A 20,370-nucleotide genomic window follows, 5' to 3' on the forward strand; every position below is an offset into this window, starting at 1 on the left:
CGGAGTTGACGATGCGGGTGAGTGTTATCGGAACCGGCTACCTCGGTGCAGTCCACGCGGCGTGCATGGCCGAGTTGGGCCACGAGGTGCTGGCCACCGACGTTGACGTAGCGCGGCTCGAATCGTTGTCGGTCGGCCGAGCGCCGTTCTACGAGGAGGGTCTCCCGGAACTGCTGGACCGCGGGTTGACCACCGGACGACTGAGATTCACGCCGTCGATCCGAGAGGTGGGGGAGTTCGCCGAGGTCCACTTCATCTGCGTGGGCACTCCGCAGCAGCCCGATTCCGGTGCCGCGGACATACGTCACATCCGCTCGGTGGTGCGCGAACTAACACCTCATCTGCGCACCGGCTGTGTGGTAGCGGGCAAGTCGACGGTGCCGGTTGGAACAGCCGCTCGGATCAAGCACGAGATCGCCGAGAACATCGATCCCGGAACGGAGTTCGCTGTCGCGTGGAATCCTGAGTTCCTCCGCGAAGGATTCGCGGTGCGCGACACCCTGCGCCCCGACCGCGTGGTCATCGGCGTGGAGACCCTGGAGGCCGCCGATAAGCTGCGCGCGGTGTACGCACCTCTGCTCGGGGAGACCGACCTGATCGTGACCGACCTCGCCACCGCTGAGCTCGCCAAGGTCGCGGCCAACTCCTTCCTGGCGACTAAGATCTCGTTCATCAACGCCATGGCCGAGATCTGCGAGGTCGTCGGGGCCGACGTGCACTCGGTGGCCGATTGCCTCGGCCGGGATTCGCGGATCGGCAGGAGCTTCCTCTCCGCCGGTCTGGGTTTCGGCGGCGGATGTCTCTCCAAGGACATACGAGCGTTCGCAACCGCCGCAGAAGAGCTCGGTGCGGGACGTTCGCTCCGCTTCCTGCGCGAGGTCGATGCGATCAACCTGAGGTGCCGGGATCGCACTGTGGACCTGGCGCGGAGATTGGTGGGCGGTTCGTTCACCGGACGGAACATCGCGGTGCTGGGCGCCACGTTCAAACCGAACACCGACGACGTCCGTGATTCGCCAGCGTTGGAGGTGGCGGCCTCGGTCCAGTCGGAGGGCGCCTCGGTGCGCCTGCACGATCCGAGGGGTATCGACAACGCACGCGAGGTGTACCCCGCTCTCAACTACGTGCACGAGGTGGGCAAGGCCTGCGAGGGAGCGGACCTGACACTGCACTTGACCGATTGGGACGATTACCACGACATCGACCCGGCTTCGCTGGGCAGCGTCACCCGGTGCATGTCGGTCCTTGACGCGCGCAACAGCCTGGACGCTCCTCGCTGGCGCGAGGCTGGTTGGACCGTCCGAGTGCTCGGAGCTTGAGCTAGGGCCTTGGCGGAAGGTGGTGGTCAACTTCGAAGGGTGGCTCCCCGGGCTGAGCGCATCGGATTCGTAACGCATGCCGATGCGTTCCGATCCTCAAGATCGTCAGCGTGAGCGCGAGCTGGCACCAGGAGTGATCGACGGTGCGCGTGGCGATGTCGGCGACTACGTCGTCGAGTACCTCGGGGACCGGGGAGGGCGTGCTGATCGCTGACGAGATTGGGTTTTGAAGGACCGCTCGGCGGGGATGCAGCGACACTGCTCGGGCACCACCGGCCGCTCAGAAAACTGCAAGATTGGTACCTTGTGACCTACACCTCCGTGCCTGGGCATGCTTTGCTCAACCGGGAGTTGCACCTGCCCGAGTCTTGGACCCGGTCTGGCTCGCCGACACCAAAGCTGCCTTCGGAACGGTGCAGGCGGCCGCTGCCCCAGGCGTCGCTCGGCTGCGGACCGGATGGCTTCGAAGTGCTCTCGGCGAGTCTCGCGGCTCGTTCGCGGCGACCGGCCCCCGCTGGGGCCCCTATCGGCAGACCGATCGCCTCACCCGTATCTTCGACCTTTCCGTCTCCTCGACCTCCGCCCCTGGTCGCGCACTGCCGACGATCTGGGCCCACGGGGCTCCCAGAACTCAACGCATGAGCTTGAGCGCGGCGGTCTCGATGGTGTCCTCGTCGAGCAGCACGTGGTAGGCCGCCGCGCCGAGCGGGATGAAGCTGTCCTCGCTGGCCACGCGGCCGATCCGGCCGGTGAACCCGGCGTCGACCAGCGAGGTGACGACGGGCTCGGAAACGCCTCCGCTGCGGCGGGTCTCGTCCGCGACCAGCACGGTGCCGGTCGCCTCGGCGGCCCGGAGCAGGTCCTCGGCCGGGAGCGGGGCGAGCCAGCGCAGGTCGAGGACTCGGGCGTGCACGCCCTGGTGCCGGAGTCGTTCGGCGACGCGCAGGCTCATCGGGACGCCGTTGCCGAAGCTCACCAGCGTCAGGTCCTCGCCGTCGCCGTGGACCCGGGCTCGACCGATCGGCACGTGGTGCTCGCCCGGCGCGGGGTAGCGGGACAACCAGCCGTCGTCGCCGGCTTCGTGCAGGTCACGGGTGTGGTACAGGGCGATGGGTTCGAGGAAGGCGCACACCCGCCCGTCCTCGCGGGCGGCGGCCACGCAGGTGCGCAGCATCGCCGCCGCGTCGTCCGGCCGGGACGGCGAGGCCACGACGACACCGGGCAGGTCGCGCAGGGCCGCGACGCTGTCGTCGTTGTGGAAGTGCCCGCCGAAGCCCTTCTGGTAGCCGTACCCGGCGATGCGCACGACCATCGGGTTGGTGTAGCGGCCGTTGGAGAAGAAGCTCAGCGTGCTCGCCTCGCCGCGCAACTGGTCCGCCGCGTTGTGCAGGTAGGCCAGGTACTGGATCTCCGGGATCGGCACCAGGCCCGCCAAGCCCGCGCCCAGCGCCGTGCCGAGCACGCTCTGCTCGTCCAGCAGCGTGTCGAAAACCCTGCTGCCGCCGAACTTCTTGCGCAGACCGCGGGTCACGCCGTAGACGCCGCCCTTGCGCGCGACGTCCTCGCCGAAGACGATGACGCGGTTGTCACGCCCGAGCTCCTCGGCCAGGGACCGGTTGATCGCCTGCGCCAGCGTCAGCGGCCCCTCGTCCTCGGGTGCGGTGCCGAAGGTCGTGGCGCGGCCCGGCGGGGTTTCGGCGGTCCGCGCGGCGATGGCCTCGGGGGAGTGGGCGTGCACGGAGGCCATGACCTCCGCGGCGCTGCCGAGCTTGCGACGGCTCAGCGCGTCCTCGGCGAGAGCGGCGACCTCCGCGCGCACCGCCTCGTAGCGGGCGAGGACGTCGTCCGGGGTGAGAACGCCTCGGGAGATGAGGACTTTCGCGGTCGCCAGCAGCGGGTCGCGCTCGTGGTCGGCGGTGATCTCGGTGCGCGACCGGTACGCCGATTCGACGTCCGAGCCCGCGTGGCCCATGAGCCGCACCGTGCGCAGGTGCAGGAACGCCGGCGCGCGGTGCTCGCGCACCCAGTCGGCGGCCTCCCGGGACACCCGCAGGCACTCCACCGGATCGGCCCCGTCGGCGGTGAAGTAGCGCAGGCCGGGCCGGTCCCGGTAGGTCTGGGCGATCCAGCCCGACGGTGTGCGCACGCTGATCCCGATCCCGTTGTCCTCGCAGACGAACAGCAGCGGCAGCGGGAGTCCCTGAAAACCGCAGTGCAGCGCGGAGTTGATGGCGCCGGTAGTGGTCGAGTGGTTCGCCGAGGCGTCGCCGAAGCTGCACACCACGACCGAATCGGCGGGCCACTCCGCTGATACCCCGAGCTTCGCGCCGCGCTCCAGCGCGAACGCCAGTCCCACCGAGCGCGGCAGGTGCGAGGCGATCGTGGAGGTCTGCGGGATGACCGACAGGTCGGCGTTGCCGAAGACCTTGTGCCGACCGGCCGAGATCGGTTCGTCCGCCGATGCGACGACGCCCAGCAGCACGTCCATCAGCGGGGTGCTCCCGGCGACCGGGCGGGCCCGCTGGAGGTAGAACGCCCCGGACCGGTAGTGGAGCAGCGCCGGGTCGCTCACCCGCAGCGCCGCCGCCACAGCGGCGTTCGACTCGTGCCCGGACGACCCGATGCTGTAGAAACCCACACCTCGTTTCCCCAGCTCCCGGGCCTTGAAGTCCAGGTGACGACTCCCCGCCTGGGAGTCGAACAACGCCACCAGATCCTCACCCGAGACACCGGCGGACCCGATTTCAGTGGAACTCGGGGTCCCGATTTCCACTGAGATCCGGTCATCGAAGTGGGCGAGGGACTGGACGAAGTGTTCGTCGATGGGTTCGGTCATGGTTGCTCCCACTCGGATGCGACCGCTGTGCAGGACTTGGCGAGGAATTCCAGGGCGACGGGGAGCAGCGGGTTGGTGTTCTGCTTGCGGTAGAGGACTTTGACCCGCCGGTGCGGTTCGAACCCGATGATCCGGGCCACGCCCTCCTGCTCCCGGGGGATGGCGAGCGCCGGCAGGACGGCGACGCCCAGGTCCCGGCGCACCAGGTCGCGGATGACGGAGTAGTCGTTGCTGCGGAAGGTGATGCGCGGCGCGAAGCCCGCCGCGGCGGCCAGCCGGACCAGCGAGCGGGCGCCCGCGGTGTCCTGGCGGGTGCAGATCCAGTTGTCGCCCGCCAGGTCCGGCAGTTCCACCCGGCCCCGGCCCGCCAGCCGGTGCGAGGAGGGCAGGACCACGCGGAGCGGCTCGGCCAGGAGCTCCTCCGCGCACAGCTCGATCGGCCACTGACGCGGGTCCAGGTCGTACTCGAAGACCAGGGCCGCATCGAGCAGCCCGTCCAGGACGCCGTCGACGACCTCGTCCGGTTCGCCCTCGTCGAGCTGCACCTCGGCGTGGGGGCGCTGCGAGATCACGGCCGCGAGCACGTCCGGCAGCACGCGGGAGTTGGCGGTGGCGAAGGAGGCGAGGCGGAGACTGCCCTCCTCGCCGACCACCATCGCCCGCACCTCGCGCTCCAGCGAGTCCAGCGCGCCGAGCGCGTCCCGGCTGCGATCGGCCAGCCGCAGCGCGAGCGCGGTGCTGCGGGCCGACCGGGCCGAGCGCTCGAACAGCGGTGCCCCGATCGCCCGCTCCAGCAGCACCATCTGCTGCGACACGGCCGAGGCCGTGTAGCCCAGCATTCGCCCGGCCTCGGCGAACGAGCCCGTGCGCACGCACTCCTGCAAGGTCCGCAGATGGATGGGGTTGAGCACGCCGACTCCTCAGGTGGTTCAGGCCGGGACCGGCAGGCGGCCGCGCAGCCGCATCGCCTCGCGGACCCGCTGCTGGGCCATCTCCAGGGCCGCCGCGTGCGGGAGCACCCCGGTCTCCGCCGCGGCGTCGAGAACCAGCAGGGTGTTGCGCCTGGTCCGGGTCGCGACCTCGTCGAGGATCGTGGCCGGCTCGGGGCGGAACGCGGAATACCGCTCGTCCATGGCGAATCCGGCCGCGATGGCGCCACCGGCGTTGGCGATGAAGTCCGGCACGACCGCCACCCCTCGTGCGGCCAGCGCGGCGCGCGAAGCAAGACCGGTGGGCAGGTTGGCGCCTTCCACGACCAGCCCGGCCCGGATGCGGGACGCGACCGAGGAGTCGATGACGTCCTGGCGGGCGGCCGGGATCAGCACGTCGCAGTCCACGGTCAACTCCTCGCCGTGCGCGATGCGTTGCGCCGGTGCGGCTTTCGCGACGCAGGTGTCGCCGAACTCCGCCTTGGCGGCCAGCCACGCGGGCACGTCGAGACCGTTGGCGTCGTGCACCGAACCGTCCGCTGTGGACAGCGCGACCAGCTGCGCGCCCAGCTCGTGCAGCCGAGCGGCCGTGGCCGCCCCGACCGCCCCGAAGCCCTGCACCGCGACCCGGGCCCCGGACACCGGTTTGCCCGCTCGCTCCAGAGCCGCCACCGCGGCCTCGGCGACACCGTGCCCGGTCACGCCGAGCTGGTCGTAGGGAACCCCGCCCAGGGCTTCCGGGACGCCGACGGCCGCACCGCGATCGCCGAGCTCGTCCTGGATGATCGCCGCGTCGTGCTCGGTCATGCCCATGTCGAGCCCGGCGACGTAGCTGGCCGGGATCTGGTCGGCCAGGCGTCGCGCGAACGCGCGCACCACCGCTTCCTTGTCCGGCGAATCGGGATCGGCCGCGATGCCCGCTTTGGCGCCGCCGTGGAAGAGGTCGACCGCAGCCCACTTCCAGGTCATCACCCGCGCCAGCCGGGCGACCTCGCCGATGGTCACGCCCGGGGCCATCCGCGTGCCGCCCTTGCCGCTGCCGCGCGCGGTGTTGTCGATGACCAGCACGCCCCGCATCCCGGTGCGCGCGTCGGAGACGCAGACGACCTTCTCCGGGCCCCACTCGTCGATCTCCTGCAACAGATCAACCACGGTTGTCCCTTCCTACACGCAGTTGTGCTCGGGCCGGACCTCGGCGCCGTCGAATCGGCGCACGTCGAGACCGGAGACGTCGATGGGTGGTGTGCGGCCCAGGACCAGGTCCCGCATCACCTCGCCGATCGCCGGGCTCTGCAGGAAGCCGTGCCCGGAGAAGCCGGTCGCGTAGAAGAACCGGCCGACGTTGCCGACCAGCGCGTTGTGGTCCGGGGTGATCTCGTAGAGACCGGCCCACCCGTGCGCCACGCCGGCGTCGGCCACCCGGGGAGCCCGTCGCGCGACGGCCTCGCTGAGCCGCCCCAGCCAGCGGTCGTCGGTGCCCAGCCGGAACCCGAACTCCTCGTCGGGATCCGACATGCCCACCAGCAGGCCGGGCCCTTCGTCGTGGAAGTAGAAGCTGGTGGCGAAGTCGATGGTGAACGGCAGCCGGGGCGGCAGGTCCGGCATCGGCTCGGTGACCAGGACCTGCCTGCGAAGCGGACGCACCGGCAGCTCGACACCGGCGAACTCGCCGACCGCCGCGGACCACGCCCCGGCCGCGCACACCACAGTCGAGGTCCGCACGGTCCCGGCGTCGGTGCGCACGGCGCTGATCTCACCGCCGCTCGTCTCGATGCCGGTGACCTCGACGCGGCGCCGCAGCACCGCGCCGTGCTCGCGAGCCGCTCGCGCGTACCCACCGACGACGCCTTCGGGAGTGCAGTGCCCGTCGGTCGGGGAGTAGGCCGCCGCCAGCAGGCCCTCGGGCGAGACCAGCGGGGACAGCTCGCGCGCCTGCGGCACCGTCAGCATGCGGCTCGGCACTCCGAGCGAGTTCTGCAGCGCCACGCTCGCTTCGAAGGCGGCGACATCAGCGGGGTCCGACAGCAGGAACAGGTACCCCTGCTGCTTGAGATCGATGTCGCCGCCCGGCCGCCGGGCGAAGTCCTCGAAGGCCCGCAGGCTGCGATGCCCGAGCTCGATGTTGACGGGATCGGAGAACTGCGCCCGGACACCGCCGGCCGCCTTGCTGGTGCTGCCCGAACCGAGTTCGCCGCGTTCCAGCAACAGCACGTCCGCGCCGGCTTCGGCGAGGTGGAAGGCGGTGCTGACACCCACCGCCCCGCCGCCGACGACCACCACATCCGCTGCGGGCGGAAGCACTAGTTCCCGCCCAGTTCCGGAGGCAGGCGGTAGTCCATCTCGGGCTCGACGGTGTCGACGTCCATCTGGGCCTTCTGCAGCTTGCCGGAGAAGTCCCAGTTCAACGACTGCCACCGGGTGAACTGGTCGAGCACCCAGATGCCCGACTGACGGCTTCCGTTGCCGGACTTGCCGTTCCCGCCGAACGGCAGGTGCGCCTCGGCGCCGGAGGTCGAGTTGTTCACGCTGACCATGCCCGCGCCGATGCCCTGCCGGAACCGGAACGCCTTGGCCGGATCGGTGGTGTAGATCGCCGCCGACAGACCGTACCCGGGTGCGTTGCCGAGCTCGATCGCCTCGTCGAGGGTCTCGTAGGTGGTGACGCCGACGATGGGACCGAAGGTCTCGTTGCGGAAGATGTGATCGTCGGTGCGCATCCCGTCCACCAGCACCGGGTGGTAGTACAGGCCCGCGCCCGCATCGCCGTGAAAGCCCTTCCGCGGCTTGTCGTCGGTGATGCGACCGACCGCATCCGAGCCGAGCGGCGTGTGGTGCGGCTGCAGGGTGTCGAGGATGGATTCGAAGTTGTCGGCGAACTTCTGGTCCAGCATCGGACCGTAGAGCACGTCCCCACCGGGCTCGCCGACGGTGGCCGCTCGCAGCGCCGCGTCCAATCGCGAGGTGAACTCGTCCTTGATGTCGCGGTGCACGATGAGGTTGCCCAGCGAGGTGCAGCGCTGACCGGCGGTGCCCCAGCCGGAGAACAGCGCGCCCTCCACTGCCAGGTCGAGGTCGGCGTCCTCGGTGACGATCATCGGGTTCTTGCCGCCCAGCTCCAGGCACGGGTTCTGCAGGTGACGCCCGCACAGCTCGCCGACCCGCGTGCCAACCGCGCTGGAACCGGTGAAGCCGACCTTGTTCACCGTGCCCGCCTGCAGCGAGGACTCCAGGCCCTTGAAGGTCGCTTCGCCGTCGGTGTAGACGAGGTTGAGCACGCCCTTCGGCACGCCCGCCTTCCACGCGAGCTCGGCCACCGCACGAGCCGCCCCGGCGGCGTACTCGGCCGGCTTCCACACCACCGCGTTGCCGCACAGCAGCGCCGGGACGAGGTACCAGGACGGCACCGCCACCGGGAAATTGCCCGCGGTGATCACCACGGCCACCCCGACCGGCACGCGGAAGGTGAACAGCTGCTTGTCCGGCATCTCCGAGGGCACCGTCTGCCCGTAGAGCCTGCGGCCCTCGCCGAGGAAGAAGTCGCAGGTGTCGACGATCTCCTGCACCTCGCCGAGCGCTTCGGCGTAGGGCTTGCCGATCTCGCGGGTCACCAGCCTGGCCAGCGACTCCTTGTTGGCCTCGACCAGTCGTCCCAGGCCCGCGATGACGCGACCGCGCACCGGAGCGGGGACCTGCGCCCACTCCTTCTGGGCGCGATGGGCCTGCTCGGTCGCGGCCACCAGGGTCTCGGGGGTTCCCAGCGCGACCTTGGCGACCACGTCGTCGAGGTTCGCGGGGTTCTTCGAGAGGTACTCGCCTCCGCCGTCGATCACCTCCGGGGTGTCCGGACCGATCACGGAGCTCAACGTCGCCTGCACCGACATGCACCTCTTCCTGCTCGGGACCACGCTGAGATCACCGTAGAACGGCGGAGCGCGCTCTGTTGAGAATCAGAAGAGTGATTTCTTGTCGCGCTGAGACCCAGCGTCGCTGGGGCTGCCTTCCGATGGGCGAACGGATGTGCCAACGTCGGTGCGCATGGACCTCCTCAGCGACGCGGACGTGGCCGCCTCCCTCGACTACGACGCGGCGATCGGCTCGCAACGCCTGGCCTTCGCATCCCTGGGCCGGGGAGAGGTGCAGCAAGCTGCGAAAACAGCGATCCGGACGGGGGAGGACACGGTCCTGTCGTACCTGAGCCGCCTCTCGCCCCGGCACGGACCGGTGGCCAAGCTCGTCTCGGTCAACCCCGGCAACGCCGATCGCGGCCTGCCGTCGATCAACGCCACGGTCCTGGTGCTCGACGCCGAGACCGGCGCGCTCACCGCGACCATGTCCGGCACGACCCTCACCGAGATCCGCACCGCCGCGGGCAGCGCGGTCGCCCTCGACGCCCTGGCACCGGCTGAGGCGGACGTGCTGGCGGTGATCGGCTCCGGCGTCCAGGCCCGAGCGCACGTCCGGGCGATCTCCCGCGTCCGCGCGCTCACCGAGGTCCGCATCCACAGCCGCGACGCGGCCCGCCGCGAGTCGACCGCCGCTGAACTCGCCGGCGAGCTCGGGCTCGACGTCCGCGCGGTCGCCGCGTCGGCCGAGGCGGTCCGCGACGCGGCGATGGTGGTCGCCTGCACCCTGAGTCCCGACCCGGTCGTCGCGACCGCGGACCTCGCCCGGGGCGCCACCGTGGTCAGCGTCGGGAGCTTCGAGCCCCACCGGCGAGAGGTCGACGGCGACCTCCTGCGCGCAGCGGACAGGATCGTCGTCGACGACGTCGACACGGCCACCCACCACGCGGGCCCGATCATGGCCGCCCTCGACACCGGCGACCTCGACCGGGACGCCCTGACCCCGCTCGGCGCGATCCTCACCGCCCAATCCCCGGGCCGAAAGTCCGCCGAGGACCTCATCTTCTACAACAGCGTCGGAATCGGAGTCCAAGACGCAGCAGCAGCCCTCGCAGTGCTCGGCCTGCTCTGATGGCCTCCGGCGTGGCACATGCGGGTGATGGTTACCCAGCATCGTGCATAAAACCTCCTGGAGCTTGATCAATCGTTTGAGCGCGACGAATCATGGAGCCATGAAGCTATCCAAGGTGACGGAGTGCAAGGACGAGAACTGTCCTGCCGTGTACGTGTCCGACAGGGGACGGCCGTGATCCAGGGGGTGCCGGTCGAAGTGGGCACGGAAGGGCTCACCCTGGGAGATGAGGAGGCCGCCGTCGAGCTTCCCCCGGAAGTTGTTCTTGCCGCTGTTGGAGCCCTTCAGGAGGTCAATAGTGTTCCTTTCGAACCTGCGTGAGCGGTTCGCGAACTGTCATAGCTCAGCGTGGCGGTTCGAGGCTCAGCCGACTTACACCATGCCTGGTGAGCAGGATGAACTGGAGCTCTGGCGTGCTGGGAAACCCATGCCCGAGGGATTCAACTCCGCCTGGCACGAGCGTGTTTCGGGCTATGTCGAACGCGGTGTGTCCATGGGACGTGTCCGCGTGGTCCGCAGGCCGCTCACCGAGTACCTGCGGCATCAGTTCGAGTGGGCGATTCCTGGCAACATCAAGGCGGGGGAGGACATTCGGGTTCTGGATCTGACTGAGCTCGACCTTGATCTGCCGTCTCAGGACTTCTGGCTCTTCGACGATGAGATCGTCGTTGATCTCAACTTCAACCCTGACGGTACGATGATCAACCGGGAGCAGCTCGAAAATCCGGACCTCTCGAAGTACCGGAAGTGGCGCGATACAGCACTTGCGCACGCGGTTCCCTTCCACGAGTTCAATGCTGGAACCTGAGAACGAGAAGCGCGATCGCAGGGACTTAGCTGATTCGCTGAAGCAGTTGCGCAAAGCGGCCGGGCTCTCTGGGGAGAGGCTGGCCGCTCGTGCTGCCATGTCGCAGTCCAAGATCAGCAGGATTAAATCTGGTCGGGTCCTTCCCAGTGTTGCCGATGTCGAACGGATCATGCGGGCGCTCGATGTGCCGGCGGACGCCCAATTCGACATCCTCACGGCCGCGCGATCGGCCAATGTTGATTACGTCTCGGCTCGTTCGGCAGCCCGGCTGGGGATCTGGCGGCGGCAGGCCGAGATCAAGGCGCTTTGCGAAGCATCCAAGACGGTTCGACATTTCCTTCCGGTCATCCCATCGGGTCTCATTCAGGCTGCGGAGTACGCGAGAAGCGTCCTCACTCCGGTCATCGAAGGTGACACCGCGCGGGACGTCGACCGCGCTGTGAAAGCTCGGATGGAAGCTCAGGAAGTCCTCGACGACGCATCGCGGACGTTTCGCTTCCTGCTGACGGAGCAGGCGGTTCGGTTGAAGCAAGCGCCCGCGTCAGTGATGGTGACGCAGCTCCGGCACATGGCTGCCGTGTCCGAGCGGCCGAACGTGGACTTGGCAATCCTGCCGCACACAGCCTCGATCACGTCGCCACCGTTGAACATATTCGTGATCTACGACGAGCGCTTGGCCACTGTTGAAATGTTCTCCGGAACTGTCGCTTTGCGGGACTACCGCGATATCTCGTATCACTTGAACGTGTTCGACTACTTTCGGGAGCGAGCCGTTTCGGAAAATGATGCTCGGCGGCTCCTGAGTTCGGTGGCCGACGAGTTTATGCGAGGTCCTGACTAGAACTGGAATCGCGGTGTCCGCTGCGTCTAATTTCGCGTCATGGTGATGTTGAGCGAGGGGCGGCCCGGTGCCGAACACCCCCCCGAGGTCGCCGGTTGGATGCGAAACGCAGGAGCGCACAACGGTTCTCGTCGACGGTCGCAACTGGTTGGTGTGCCCGGTCGGTGGACCGGCGTGCTTCCGGGTCGTCGCGGACATGGATCAGACCGCCAGGGACGCGGTCGGCTTCCACGCGGAGAACCACTTCCTGTCGTGCGGCTGCCCGTGCTGCGGGCGGTGAGCGATGGCCCGCATTCCGTGCCAGTGGTTGTTCCTCGGCGGGTTCACCTTCCTGTGGGGGAGGGGTGATCCGGCGATCGACGTGCTCCGAGGCGACACGGGCCGCGTTCACGGCAACGGCCGGCGCGTCGCGGTGATCCCCGTGGATCAGTCGCGGAAGGACGTCCAGGGCCTGCAGCAACGCGCCCGGGCCTGGTTGCGGGTGACCGCGGCCAGGCGGGCCGGGGTCCGCGGGTGAAGGCGCTCGGTGTGCTTTCCTTGGCGGGCGACAACGGTGTTGAGGAGGTCATGGGTGGGGTACGCGGCGAGGTTCGAGGCGGAGCTGGCGGAGTGGGATCTTCCCGGGCGCGTGGGCATCGCGAGCTGGGATCTCCGCGAGAACGCGCCGGTCCTGCGAGGAGCCGAGGTCGAGGTGCACTCGGCCAGCACGATCAAGGTCCTGGTGATGATCACCGCGTTGCGGGCCGTCGCCGACGGGCGGCTCGACCTGGACGCGCAGGTGGAGCTGCCCGCCGACCGGACGAAGGGGACCGGCGTCCTGTTCGAGGTCCCCAGCGTGCCCAGGGCATCGCTGCGCGACCTAATCAACCTCATGATCGTGGTCAGCGACAACGCCGCCACCAACGCCGTCATCGACCAGGTGGGCTTCACCGCGATCGCCGAGTGCACCGCCGACCTGGGCTGCACCGGTACCCGCATCGAGCGCCACATCATGGACACCGACGCTCCCGGCGTCCTGCAGACCACGGCGCTCGACCAGGCCCGCGTCCTGACCGCGCTCGCCGAGGGCACCGCGCTGCCGCCCCAGCTGACCGCGCACGCCCTCACCGTGCTGTCGCGGCAGCAGGTCGTCGACCGAATCCCGTTGCTGCTGCCCGAGAACGCGCGCTGCTGGAACAAGACCGGCGAGATCAAGGGCCTTCGGCACGACGTCGCGCTGCTGAGCACCGACGACACCCCGCAGGTCGTCCTCGCCGTGCTCGTCGACCAGCTCACCGACGCGGTGTCCACCAAGGGCTACCGAGGCGGCGACGGCGTCGAGGCCATCGCCGCCATCGGGCTCGCCGCGTGGCGGGCGATGACTCAGCCCAGCACCGGATCCCACGGCGTCGACGGCGCGTAGAGCGAGCGGATCCCGCTCATCGGCGTGTTGTGCCGGAGTTCGGAGTCGCGGTAGCGGGCCACCTGCTCGTGCCAGTTGAGGATGCCGGACAGCCAGTCCTTGAGCTCCTCGGCGTGCTGGTTCAACGCCTCCTGCGCCTCCGGTGCGAGCTCCCGCTCCTGGTACAGGGCGGGCAGTTCCACGTCGATGACGTGCAGGAACTGCTCCATCCGAGCGTTGAACAGCCCGTGCACGATCTCGAAGGCGCGCTCGGAATCGCAGTCCAGGAAGTTCTGCACCACCAGGACGGCGTTGTGCACCTCGCCCTCGAACTCGATCTCCTTGCGGTAGGAGAAGACGTCGTTGAGCATCGTCGCGCAGTCGATCGCCGAGTTCTCCAGGTTCTGCACCGCACGCGTCTCGTAGAGCTCCGGGGGCACCACGTCGCCGTGGGAGAAGCGCGCCAGGCTGATCGTCATGTCCGAACCGAACGTGGCGCGGCGCATCTCGACGTAGTCCACCGGGTCCGGAACGTGGTTGAGGGCTTGGTTGTCCAGCTCCCACACCCAGCTGTCGATCATCACCTCCACGGCGTTGCGCAGCGATCGCCGCTCCCGGGCGTTCATCGGAGCCGTGGTGCGCCGCCACAGATCGGCCAGGCCGCGCTCCATCATGTTCACCGGCACGATCCCCGGCTCACCCGTGTCGGTCATGACTTGCTTGAGCCGCTCGTTCTGCGCCTTGGCCCCGGCCACGTCGCGGACGTGGCCGTAGCGCTGCGGGTAGAGGTCGTCGCCGTAGGTGCCCCACACCAGCCAGTGGGAGGCCAGGTCGAGCTCCTCCAGCGAGGCGTCCGGATCCAGCCCGGCGGCGCACAGCGGCAGGTCGTTGAACCGCACCGCCGCCTCGTCCCACACCGGCGGGGCGTCGGCGAACATCCCCATCTCCCGGGACCAGTCCACCGCGTGCTCCCGGGAGACATCGAGGTGCGGGCACAACCGGAGCTCGAACGGCACCTCCAGCGCGGGCCGCTGAACCGGGCCGACCGGCTGGAAGGGGACCCTGGTGAAGCTCCGAAGGCGTTGCGGTGCGGTCGAGATCAGCGACTTGGCGATGTAGGCGCCCGCGGTGCCCAGACCCGTGGGGCCGCCCAGCACCGACGGGCTGCCACCGCCCTCGGGGTACCGCCCGGAGGCCATGTGCCACTCGTGGCCGCCGGACTGCCAGTCCTGCAGGCCCTTGGCGTAGCCCAGCACCGCCAGCCGTCCGGCCGGGTCCACCCCGCGCTCGTCGAGCAGCCTCGGCACCTCCGTCAGCGCGGTGTGCTCGAACTGGTGCATCCGCGAGGTCAGCAGGTCGTTGACCGTCTCGGCGGCCTCCTGGGAATCGCAGCCCAGGAACCGCTCGAAGACCAGCACGCCGTTGCTCAGCTCGCCCTCGTCGGTGACCTCGCGCTCGTAGGAGAACAGGTCGTTGCGCAGGTGCACGGCGTCGGAGAACGTGTCGCGCAGGACCTTCAGCGGCCGGGTCGCGGCGAGCTCGGCCGGCACCTCCATCCCCACTGCGTGCTCGACCAGGTTCGCCGACCACGGGGCGCCGCCGACCTTGCGCCGCATCTCGATGTACTCGATGGGGTTGGACAGCCGGTTCTCGCTGATGTTGTGCAGCTCCCACAGGGATTCGTCCAGCAGCGCCTTCGTGCTGTCGGCGAACCGGCGCCGCCAGTCGGCGCTCATCGACGGCACCGTGCGGCGCCACAGGTCCGCCAGCCCGGCCTCCACCGGATTGGTCGCCTGCTCGGTGATCGGTCCCTCCACCGGCATGAAAGCCCGCAGCCGGTCGAGGTGTTCGCGGGCGGCGGTCAGGTCCGGGTCGCGCTTGTAGAGCTCGACGAAGTGGTCGTCGAAGTAGAAAACCCACACGTACCAGTCGGTGACCAGGTCGAGCTCGTCGCCGTCGCAGTCGGGGTGGGTGTAGGCGCACAGCAGCGCGTAGTCGTCGCGGTCCAGGTCCGCCTCGGACCAGATCTCCTTGCCCTGCTGCGGGACGTCGATCATCTCCATGCGGCGGGCCCACGCCTTGCTGTGCTCGCGGGCGCGCTGCAGGTTCGGGTTCAACCGGGCGGGGTGGGACAGGTAGAACTCGGGCAGTCGGAACGACATGGGTCAGCGGCCTCCCAGAGGTGTGCACCGTCGCCAGCTGACGGAACCAGTCGTCCGGGTACTCGCCAATGCCTCGTCGGAGTTGGCACACGATCGGGCAACGACATCGCCCGCCCGGCCCAGCGCCGAGATCACCGCTGGTGCACGAACTCCCCGTCGACCACCGTGAGATCCACTCCGCACCCGGCGATCTCCTCAGGCCGCAGCGCGAACGGGTCGGCGTCGAGCACCACCAGATCGGCCGCCTTGCCGACCTCGACGGAACCCGTGTGCTGCTCGACGTGGTTCACCCACGCGCTGCCGACCGTGTAGGCCGCGAGGGCGTCGACGAGGTCCAGCGCCTCCTCCGGCCCCAGCGGCTCGTCCGAACCGGGTTCGCTGCGGTTGACCGCCACGTGCACGCCGAGCATCGGATCGGCCTCCGACACCGGCCAGTCGCTGCCGACCGCCAGCACCGCCCCCGCCGCGCGCAGCGAGCCGAACGGGTACTGCCAGGTCGCCCGGGTGTGCCCGAGCTTGGGCACCGTCAGCTCCGTCATCGCCGCGTCGTTGACCGCCCAGCGGGGCTGGATCGTCGCCGCCACCCCGAGCTCCCGGAACCGCGCGATGTCACCCGGGTGCACGACCTGCACGTGGGCGATCTGGTGGCGGAGCTCGGGTCCGCTCCCGCTCACGGCGTCCAGGGCGTCGCGGACCGCGCGGTCACCGACGGCGTGGAAGTGCAGCTGGAAGCCCTCCGCGGTCAGCAGAGGCACCGCCTCCGCCAGCTCGCCCGGGGACACGAAGGACAACCCCCGGCCGTCGCGGCCCAAGTAGGGCAATCGCAACGCGGCGGTGGCGTTCTCGCACACCCCGTCCTGCATGATCTTGACCGTCTCGGCGCGGAACCTCCGCCCGCGCGCTCGCTTGCGGCGTTCCAGCAGGTCCGGGATCTGCTCGACGCCGCGATCGCGGTCCCACCACAGCGCTCCGCGGACCTTGCCGGTCAGCAGCCCGCGCTCGTCGGCGAGCAGGTAGGTCGACAGCAGGTCGTCGTAACCGAGGTAGCGGCCGACGATGGCGTCGTGCCAGGAGGTCACGCCGCGCGCGTGCAGGTGGCGCTGCCCCGCGGCCAGGGCGTCGAGGTACTGCTCGGAACCGGTCGCCGGGAGCACGTGCTCCATCAGGCGGGTCGCTCCCTCGTGCAGGGTGCCGTCGGGACGCCCGGCCGGATCGCGCTCGATGCGCCCGTCCGGCGGATCGGGCGTGTGCCGATCGATGCCGGCCAGCCGCAGCGCCACGGAGTTCACCCACGCCCCGTGGTGGTCGCGATTGACCAGGTAGGCGGGCCGGTCGCCGGTCACCGAGTCCAGCGCGCGCCGGGTCGGCGTCCCGCCCGGGAACTGGGCCATGTCCCAGCCGCCGCCGAGCAGCCACGGCGAGTCCGGGAACTCCGCGAGGTGCTCGGAGATCAGCCGCAGGCAGTCGCCGGCGTCGGTGGCCTGCGACAGGTCGCAGCGCAACCGCAGCATGCCTCCGAACACCGGGTGCACGTGGGCGTCGTGGAACCCCGGCAGCAGGAGGCGTCCGCGCAGCTCCACCACCTCGGTGCGGGGACGGATCCGCTCGCGCACGGCCTCGCCGCCGACAGCCGCGATCCGGCCGTCGCGCACCAGCACCGCGTCGGTGAACGAGCGCGCGGCATCCATGGTGGCCACCGGGCCGCCCACGAACGCCACCTCATCCGCCATGAGCTGATTGTCGCAGGCGCCGGGCGCCCCGTTACCGAGCAGTTCCGGCCACATCGACCGGTCTGAAGGGACGAAGAGGCGGGACGGTCAGAGCAGTCCCGCCTCTCGGAGTGCGGCAGTGCCGAAGTGGCAGAGCCACTTTCTCTTCTTGGTGACCACCCCAGCAGCCTGCACCGCCGGGGGGTTCTCCAGCGGCTTCGTGGCGAGCACGCCGCGACGCCGCGTATCGACGTACTCGAGGAGCGGTGCGCGGAGTCCACGGAGCCGCTCAGGTTCCCCTACCCGCACCGACGAGCAAAGTGATTCCTCCAGAATTCCTAGCGGCGTTCGCCCGTGATCACCGACACCGCCAGCTCGCGCTGGGGTTCGGTGATCTCGGGGAGCTGGAATCCGAGCGCCCTGATGTGGTTGAGCAGGTCGGGCTCCGGGGCCACGCCGTGCTGGCGCAGGTAGTAGGCCACCGCACCCGGCCAGATCCAGTTGCCGTCGGTGTGGAAGGTCATCGGGACCGTCGCCGTGCGCTGCGGGTCGAGGCGATCGTTGTCGTAGCTGCGGGCGGCCAGCACGACCGGTGCCTTCTCCAGGTAGTCGGCCACCCGTTCGGCCTCCGCGCGGCCGATCTCGGCACGCTCGGTGATCGGGTTGCCGCGGTCGTCGAAGACCTCGGCGGTGCGCAGCGACGGCCGCGACTGCTCCGGTTGCGCGGTCCCGGCGGCCAGCCACTGCGGCGTCGCCTCCGCCGGCCGGGGGTGCCTGCGCAGCTCTTCGGCGTAGGCCGAAGGCGGGGGAGGGGTCTGCCAGTCCGGCTCGTTGTCGCCGTTGAAGTCGACGGCGTAGCTCCCGGGTCGCTGCAGCCGGTAGACCGCGCTGACCCAGGTGCCCCGATCGGGCTGGTGCATGCCGGACCGCAGCTGTCCGAACAGGGCGGAGACCTCCGGAGGTGCGGCGAGCGGGATCGCGCTGCCGTTGGGCGCGATCAGCTGGCACACCGTCTCGACGTGATCGCCGAGCGCGCGGTACTCCGTGGTGGACTCCTGCCAACCGGGGGGCAGCGCGCGCACGATCACCCGGCCGATCTCCTGGATCAGCTGCTGCTGCGTGGCCTCGTCCAGCGATCCCGGCGGCTCAGGTTGACTCATGACTCCCATCCTTCCAGTCGTGCAGCGTGGTCGATGCACGCCGTGACCCCTGCTCCAAGCCCCGCCGATTTTTCTGGAATGACGGTTTTCGAAAGCGGTGGTGAAGGCATCACGAGGCCTTCGCGCAGAAGCTTAGAACCAACACGCCCCCGGCGGGGCCGGGTGAGTTGATCTCGTTACGCACCAACCGGATACGGCCGTTTTACCTGCCGACATGCACCTGTTCCGACGCCGTAACGGTTGTCCGAACCGACGATTGTTGACAATCTCACTTCCCCGGCCTTAGCTTCGAGCCATTCCGGCCAACGCGGGAGGTGCTCATGCGAACCGAGATCAATCGACTTCCGCGTCCGGCCGGGTCCGTGGATCTTCTTCCCACAACCGAACTCTTCGAGTTAGCACATATCTGATCGGGCTATTCCGACAACCAGGGCGGCAATCCCGCCCTATGTCGGCATAGCCCGATCGAGTTACCCAACCTCGTATGCGCTCTGAAAGGAGGTATTCGCCCATGGGACTCGTCGGCGGCGAACCGCTCATGAAGGTGACTTGGACGGATCCGGTGACGGGAAGCAATGGCTTCCTGGTCGTGCACACCCTGGTGTCGGGCCTGGCCACCGGTGGGACTCGGATGCGTGCCGGTTGCACGATGGAAGAAGTCGAGCACCTGGCGCGCGGCATGGCCCGCAAGACCGCGGTGTTCGAGCTGCCCGTGGGCGGAGCCAAGGGCGGTATCGACTGCGATCCGAAGGATCCGCAGGCCAAGGGAGTGCTCCGGCGCTACCTCCAGGCGATGCGTCCGTGGCTGGACGCGCACTGGGTGACCGCCGAGGACCTGGGCGTGCCCCAGCACCTGATCGACGAGGCCTTCGAAGAGCTCGGAATGCACCAGTCCTACCACGCGGCGATCCGCCGGGCGCCGGACGCGGAGCGCACGCTGCGCCGGGTCCGGGCCGGGCTCAACGCGCCGGTGCCGGGTGGCCTGCTGCTCGGTGACGTGGTCGGCGGCTACGGCGTCGCCCAGTGCTGCCTGGGCGTGGTGCAGGCCCGCGACTGGGCGGCGCACGAAACCACCGTCGCGGTGCAGGGCGTGGGGACCATGGGCGGCGGCGCCGCCTACTACCTGCACGAAGCGGGCCTGAAGGTGGTGGCCCTGGCCGATGCGGCCGGAACCCTCCACCACCCGGACGGCCTGGACGTCCCGGCTCTGCTGGAGACCCGCGACCGCTTCGGCGAGATCGACCGCGACCAGGTCCCGGCCGACGTCCTGCGGCTGCCGCGCGAGGCCGTGCTCTCGCAGGAGGTCGACGTGCTGATCCCGGCCGCGGTCTCCTTCGCCATCGGCACCAACCAGGTGCCGGACGTGGCGGCGCGGGTGATCGTCGAGGCGGCCAACAACCCGGTCACGCCCGAGGCCGAGGAGTTGCTGGCGACCCGCGGCATCCCGGTGATCCCGGACTTCGTGGCCAACGCCGGCGCCGCGGCGTGGGCGTGGTGGCTGCTGCTGGGCAGGGTGGACGCCGACCCGGTGCTGTCCTTCCAGGTGCTGCGCGAGGAGATGCTGGCCAAGATCCCGCTGCTGCTCGCGGCGTGGGACACCGAGGGGCACACCCCGCGCGACGCGGCGCTGATGCTGGCCGAGCGGCGGAACGAGCAGAACCGGGTCGCCGAGGAGAGCGGGCAGGCGCTGCTGAGCATCCCGTGACGGCGCGTCGCGGTCCCCGGGTCGAGACCGGCCCGGGGGCCACGACGTCCGGCGGCTGAAAAGCGCTGCGGCGGACCGGATACGGTCTCATGTTGACTGGCTGCGATCAACGTGTGACAACCCGCAACCGTGGTGCTAGCGTGACTCGTGGTTGCGGTTTTGGTCCTTGCAGTACTGGAAAGAGTGCCTGCCAGAACGCAGGCGCTTTTTTTGTGCCGTGGTCGCTCCGCGGGCTGCCGGTGATCGGCTCTGGCAACCAGGGGTCGGCGCGGTGTTGGCCCTGGTCAGCAGAAACGGGAGAACAAGGAATGGCAAGCGGTACGGTCAAGTGGTTCAACGCCGAGAAGGGCTACGGGTTCATCACCCCGGACGGCGGTGGCGCTGACGTCTTCGCCCACTACTCCGCCATCGATGCCACGGGTTTCCGCATGCTGGAGGAGAACCAGCGCGTGGAGTTCGAGATCGCCCAGGGCCCCAAGGGCCCGCAGGCGGCCGGCATCCGCACGGTGTGACACTTCCTCCGTCTGACGGGTGGCGGGTCGTGAC

Annotated in this window: 16 protein-coding genes; 8 read left to right on the forward strand and 8 right to left on the reverse strand. The window is 69.5% G+C overall.

From position 1 onward, the window contains the following. Window positions 1–11 precede the first annotated feature (11 nt). Complete coding sequence (locus E1202_RS25765) at window positions 12–1,319, forward strand: UDP-glucose dehydrogenase family protein (RefSeq protein WP_132685718.1); 1,308 nt, start codon at window positions 12–14, stop codon at window positions 1,317–1,319. A 631-nt stretch (window positions 1,320–1,950) separates the two neighbouring features. On the opposite strand, the gene E1202_RS25770 is transcribed toward E1202_RS25765, so the two are convergent. The 5 genes from E1202_RS25770 to E1202_RS25790 are packed head-to-tail and all read right to left on the reverse strand — an operon-like array spanning window position 1,951 to window position 8,965. Next, window positions 1,951–4,155 (reverse strand): thiamine pyrophosphate-dependent enzyme, encoded by a 2,205-nt coding sequence (locus tag E1202_RS25770; protein ID WP_132685719.1) that lies wholly within the window; start codon window positions 4,153–4,155, stop codon window positions 1,951–1,953. Beyond that, window positions 4,152–5,066, reverse strand: coding sequence for a LysR family transcriptional regulator (locus E1202_RS25775; protein WP_132685720.1), 915 nt, complete (start codon window positions 5,064–5,066; stop codon window positions 4,152–4,154). The genes E1202_RS25770 and E1202_RS25775 overlap by 4 nt, the downstream gene beginning before the upstream one ends. Window positions 5,067–5,084: 18 nt before the next feature. Further along, window positions 5,085–6,236: a Glu/Leu/Phe/Val family dehydrogenase gene (locus tag E1202_RS25780; RefSeq protein ID WP_207918918.1), complete on the reverse strand. Its 1,152-nt coding sequence runs from the start codon at window positions 6,234–6,236 to the stop codon at window positions 5,085–5,087. A 12-nt stretch (window positions 6,237–6,248) separates the two neighbouring features. Continuing rightward, window positions 6,249–7,385 carry an NAD(P)/FAD-dependent oxidoreductase gene (locus tag E1202_RS25785; RefSeq protein ID WP_132685721.1) on the reverse strand — a complete coding sequence of 379 codons (1,137 nt, stop codon included), beginning with the start codon at window positions 7,383–7,385 and terminating at the stop codon, window positions 6,249–6,251. Next, window positions 7,385–8,965, reverse strand: a complete 1,581-nt coding sequence (locus E1202_RS25790; protein WP_132685722.1) for an aldehyde dehydrogenase family protein — start codon at window positions 8,963–8,965, stop codon at window positions 7,385–7,387. Before E1202_RS25790 ends, E1202_RS25785 begins: the two co-directional genes overlap by 1 nt. A 154-nt stretch (window positions 8,966–9,119) precedes the next feature. On the opposite strand from E1202_RS25790, the gene E1202_RS25795 reads away from it, so the two are divergent. From E1202_RS25795 to E1202_RS25820, 5 genes are all read left to right on the forward strand, one after another. Further along, complete coding sequence (locus E1202_RS25795) at window positions 9,120–10,058, forward strand: ornithine cyclodeaminase family protein (protein WP_132685723.1); 939 nt, start codon at window positions 9,120–9,122, stop codon at window positions 10,056–10,058. Between the two features lie 298 nt (window positions 10,059–10,356). Continuing rightward, a complete protein-coding gene (locus E1202_RS25805; RefSeq protein WP_207918919.1) occupies window positions 10,357–10,866 on the forward strand; it encodes a DUF6879 family protein in 510 nt (169 codons plus the stop codon). Beyond that, a complete protein-coding gene (locus E1202_RS25810; protein ID WP_132685724.1) occupies window positions 10,853–11,707 on the forward strand; it encodes a helix-turn-helix domain-containing protein in 855 nt (284 codons plus the stop codon). The genes E1202_RS25805 and E1202_RS25810 overlap by 14 nt, the downstream gene beginning before the upstream one ends. A gap of 283 nt (window positions 11,708–11,990) precedes the next feature. Next, on the forward strand, window positions 11,991–12,224 hold the full coding sequence (locus E1202_RS25815) for a hypothetical protein (protein ID WP_132685725.1): 234 nt from the start codon (window positions 11,991–11,993) through the stop codon (window positions 12,222–12,224). Window positions 12,225–12,278: 54 nt separating this feature from the next. Next, window positions 12,279–13,109: a serine hydrolase gene (locus E1202_RS25820; RefSeq protein ID WP_132685726.1), complete on the forward strand. Its 831-nt coding sequence runs from the start codon at window positions 12,279–12,281 to the stop codon at window positions 13,107–13,109. Here the strand turns inward: E1202_RS25820 and E1202_RS25825 are convergent. The 3 genes from E1202_RS25825 to E1202_RS25835 form a co-directional block, all read right to left on the reverse strand. Next, a complete protein-coding gene (locus E1202_RS25825; RefSeq protein ID WP_132685727.1) occupies window positions 13,070–15,250 on the reverse strand; it encodes a terpene synthase family protein in 2,181 nt (726 codons plus the stop codon). The genes E1202_RS25820 and E1202_RS25825 overlap by 40 nt on opposite strands. 131 nt (window positions 15,251–15,381) lie before the next feature. Further along, window positions 15,382–16,980: an amidohydrolase gene (locus E1202_RS25830; RefSeq protein WP_132685728.1), complete on the reverse strand. Its 1,599-nt coding sequence runs from the start codon at window positions 16,978–16,980 to the stop codon at window positions 15,382–15,384. Window positions 16,981–17,297: 317 nt separating this feature from the next. Beyond that, the gene (locus tag E1202_RS25835) at window positions 17,298–18,119 is read right to left on the reverse strand and encodes a hypothetical protein (RefSeq protein WP_132685729.1); all 822 of its coding nucleotides are present in this window, start codon (window positions 18,117–18,119) and stop codon (window positions 17,298–17,300) included. 511 nt (window positions 18,120–18,630) lie between these two features. Between E1202_RS25835 and E1202_RS25840 the strand changes: the two genes are divergently transcribed. Continuing rightward, window positions 18,631–19,824 (forward strand): Glu/Leu/Phe/Val family dehydrogenase, encoded by a 1,194-nt coding sequence (locus E1202_RS25840; RefSeq protein ID WP_132685730.1) that lies wholly within the window; start codon window positions 18,631–18,633, stop codon window positions 19,822–19,824. Between the two features lie 308 nt (window positions 19,825–20,132). Next, window positions 20,133–20,336: a cold-shock protein gene (locus tag E1202_RS25845; protein WP_132685731.1), complete on the forward strand. Its 204-nt coding sequence runs from the start codon at window positions 20,133–20,135 to the stop codon at window positions 20,334–20,336. Window positions 20,337–20,370: the final 34 nt, after the last annotated feature.

It is taken from the genome of Saccharopolyspora karakumensis, assembly GCF_004349225.1.
Lineage (GTDB): Bacteria > Actinomycetota > Actinomycetes > Mycobacteriales > Pseudonocardiaceae > Saccharopolyspora > Saccharopolyspora endophytica.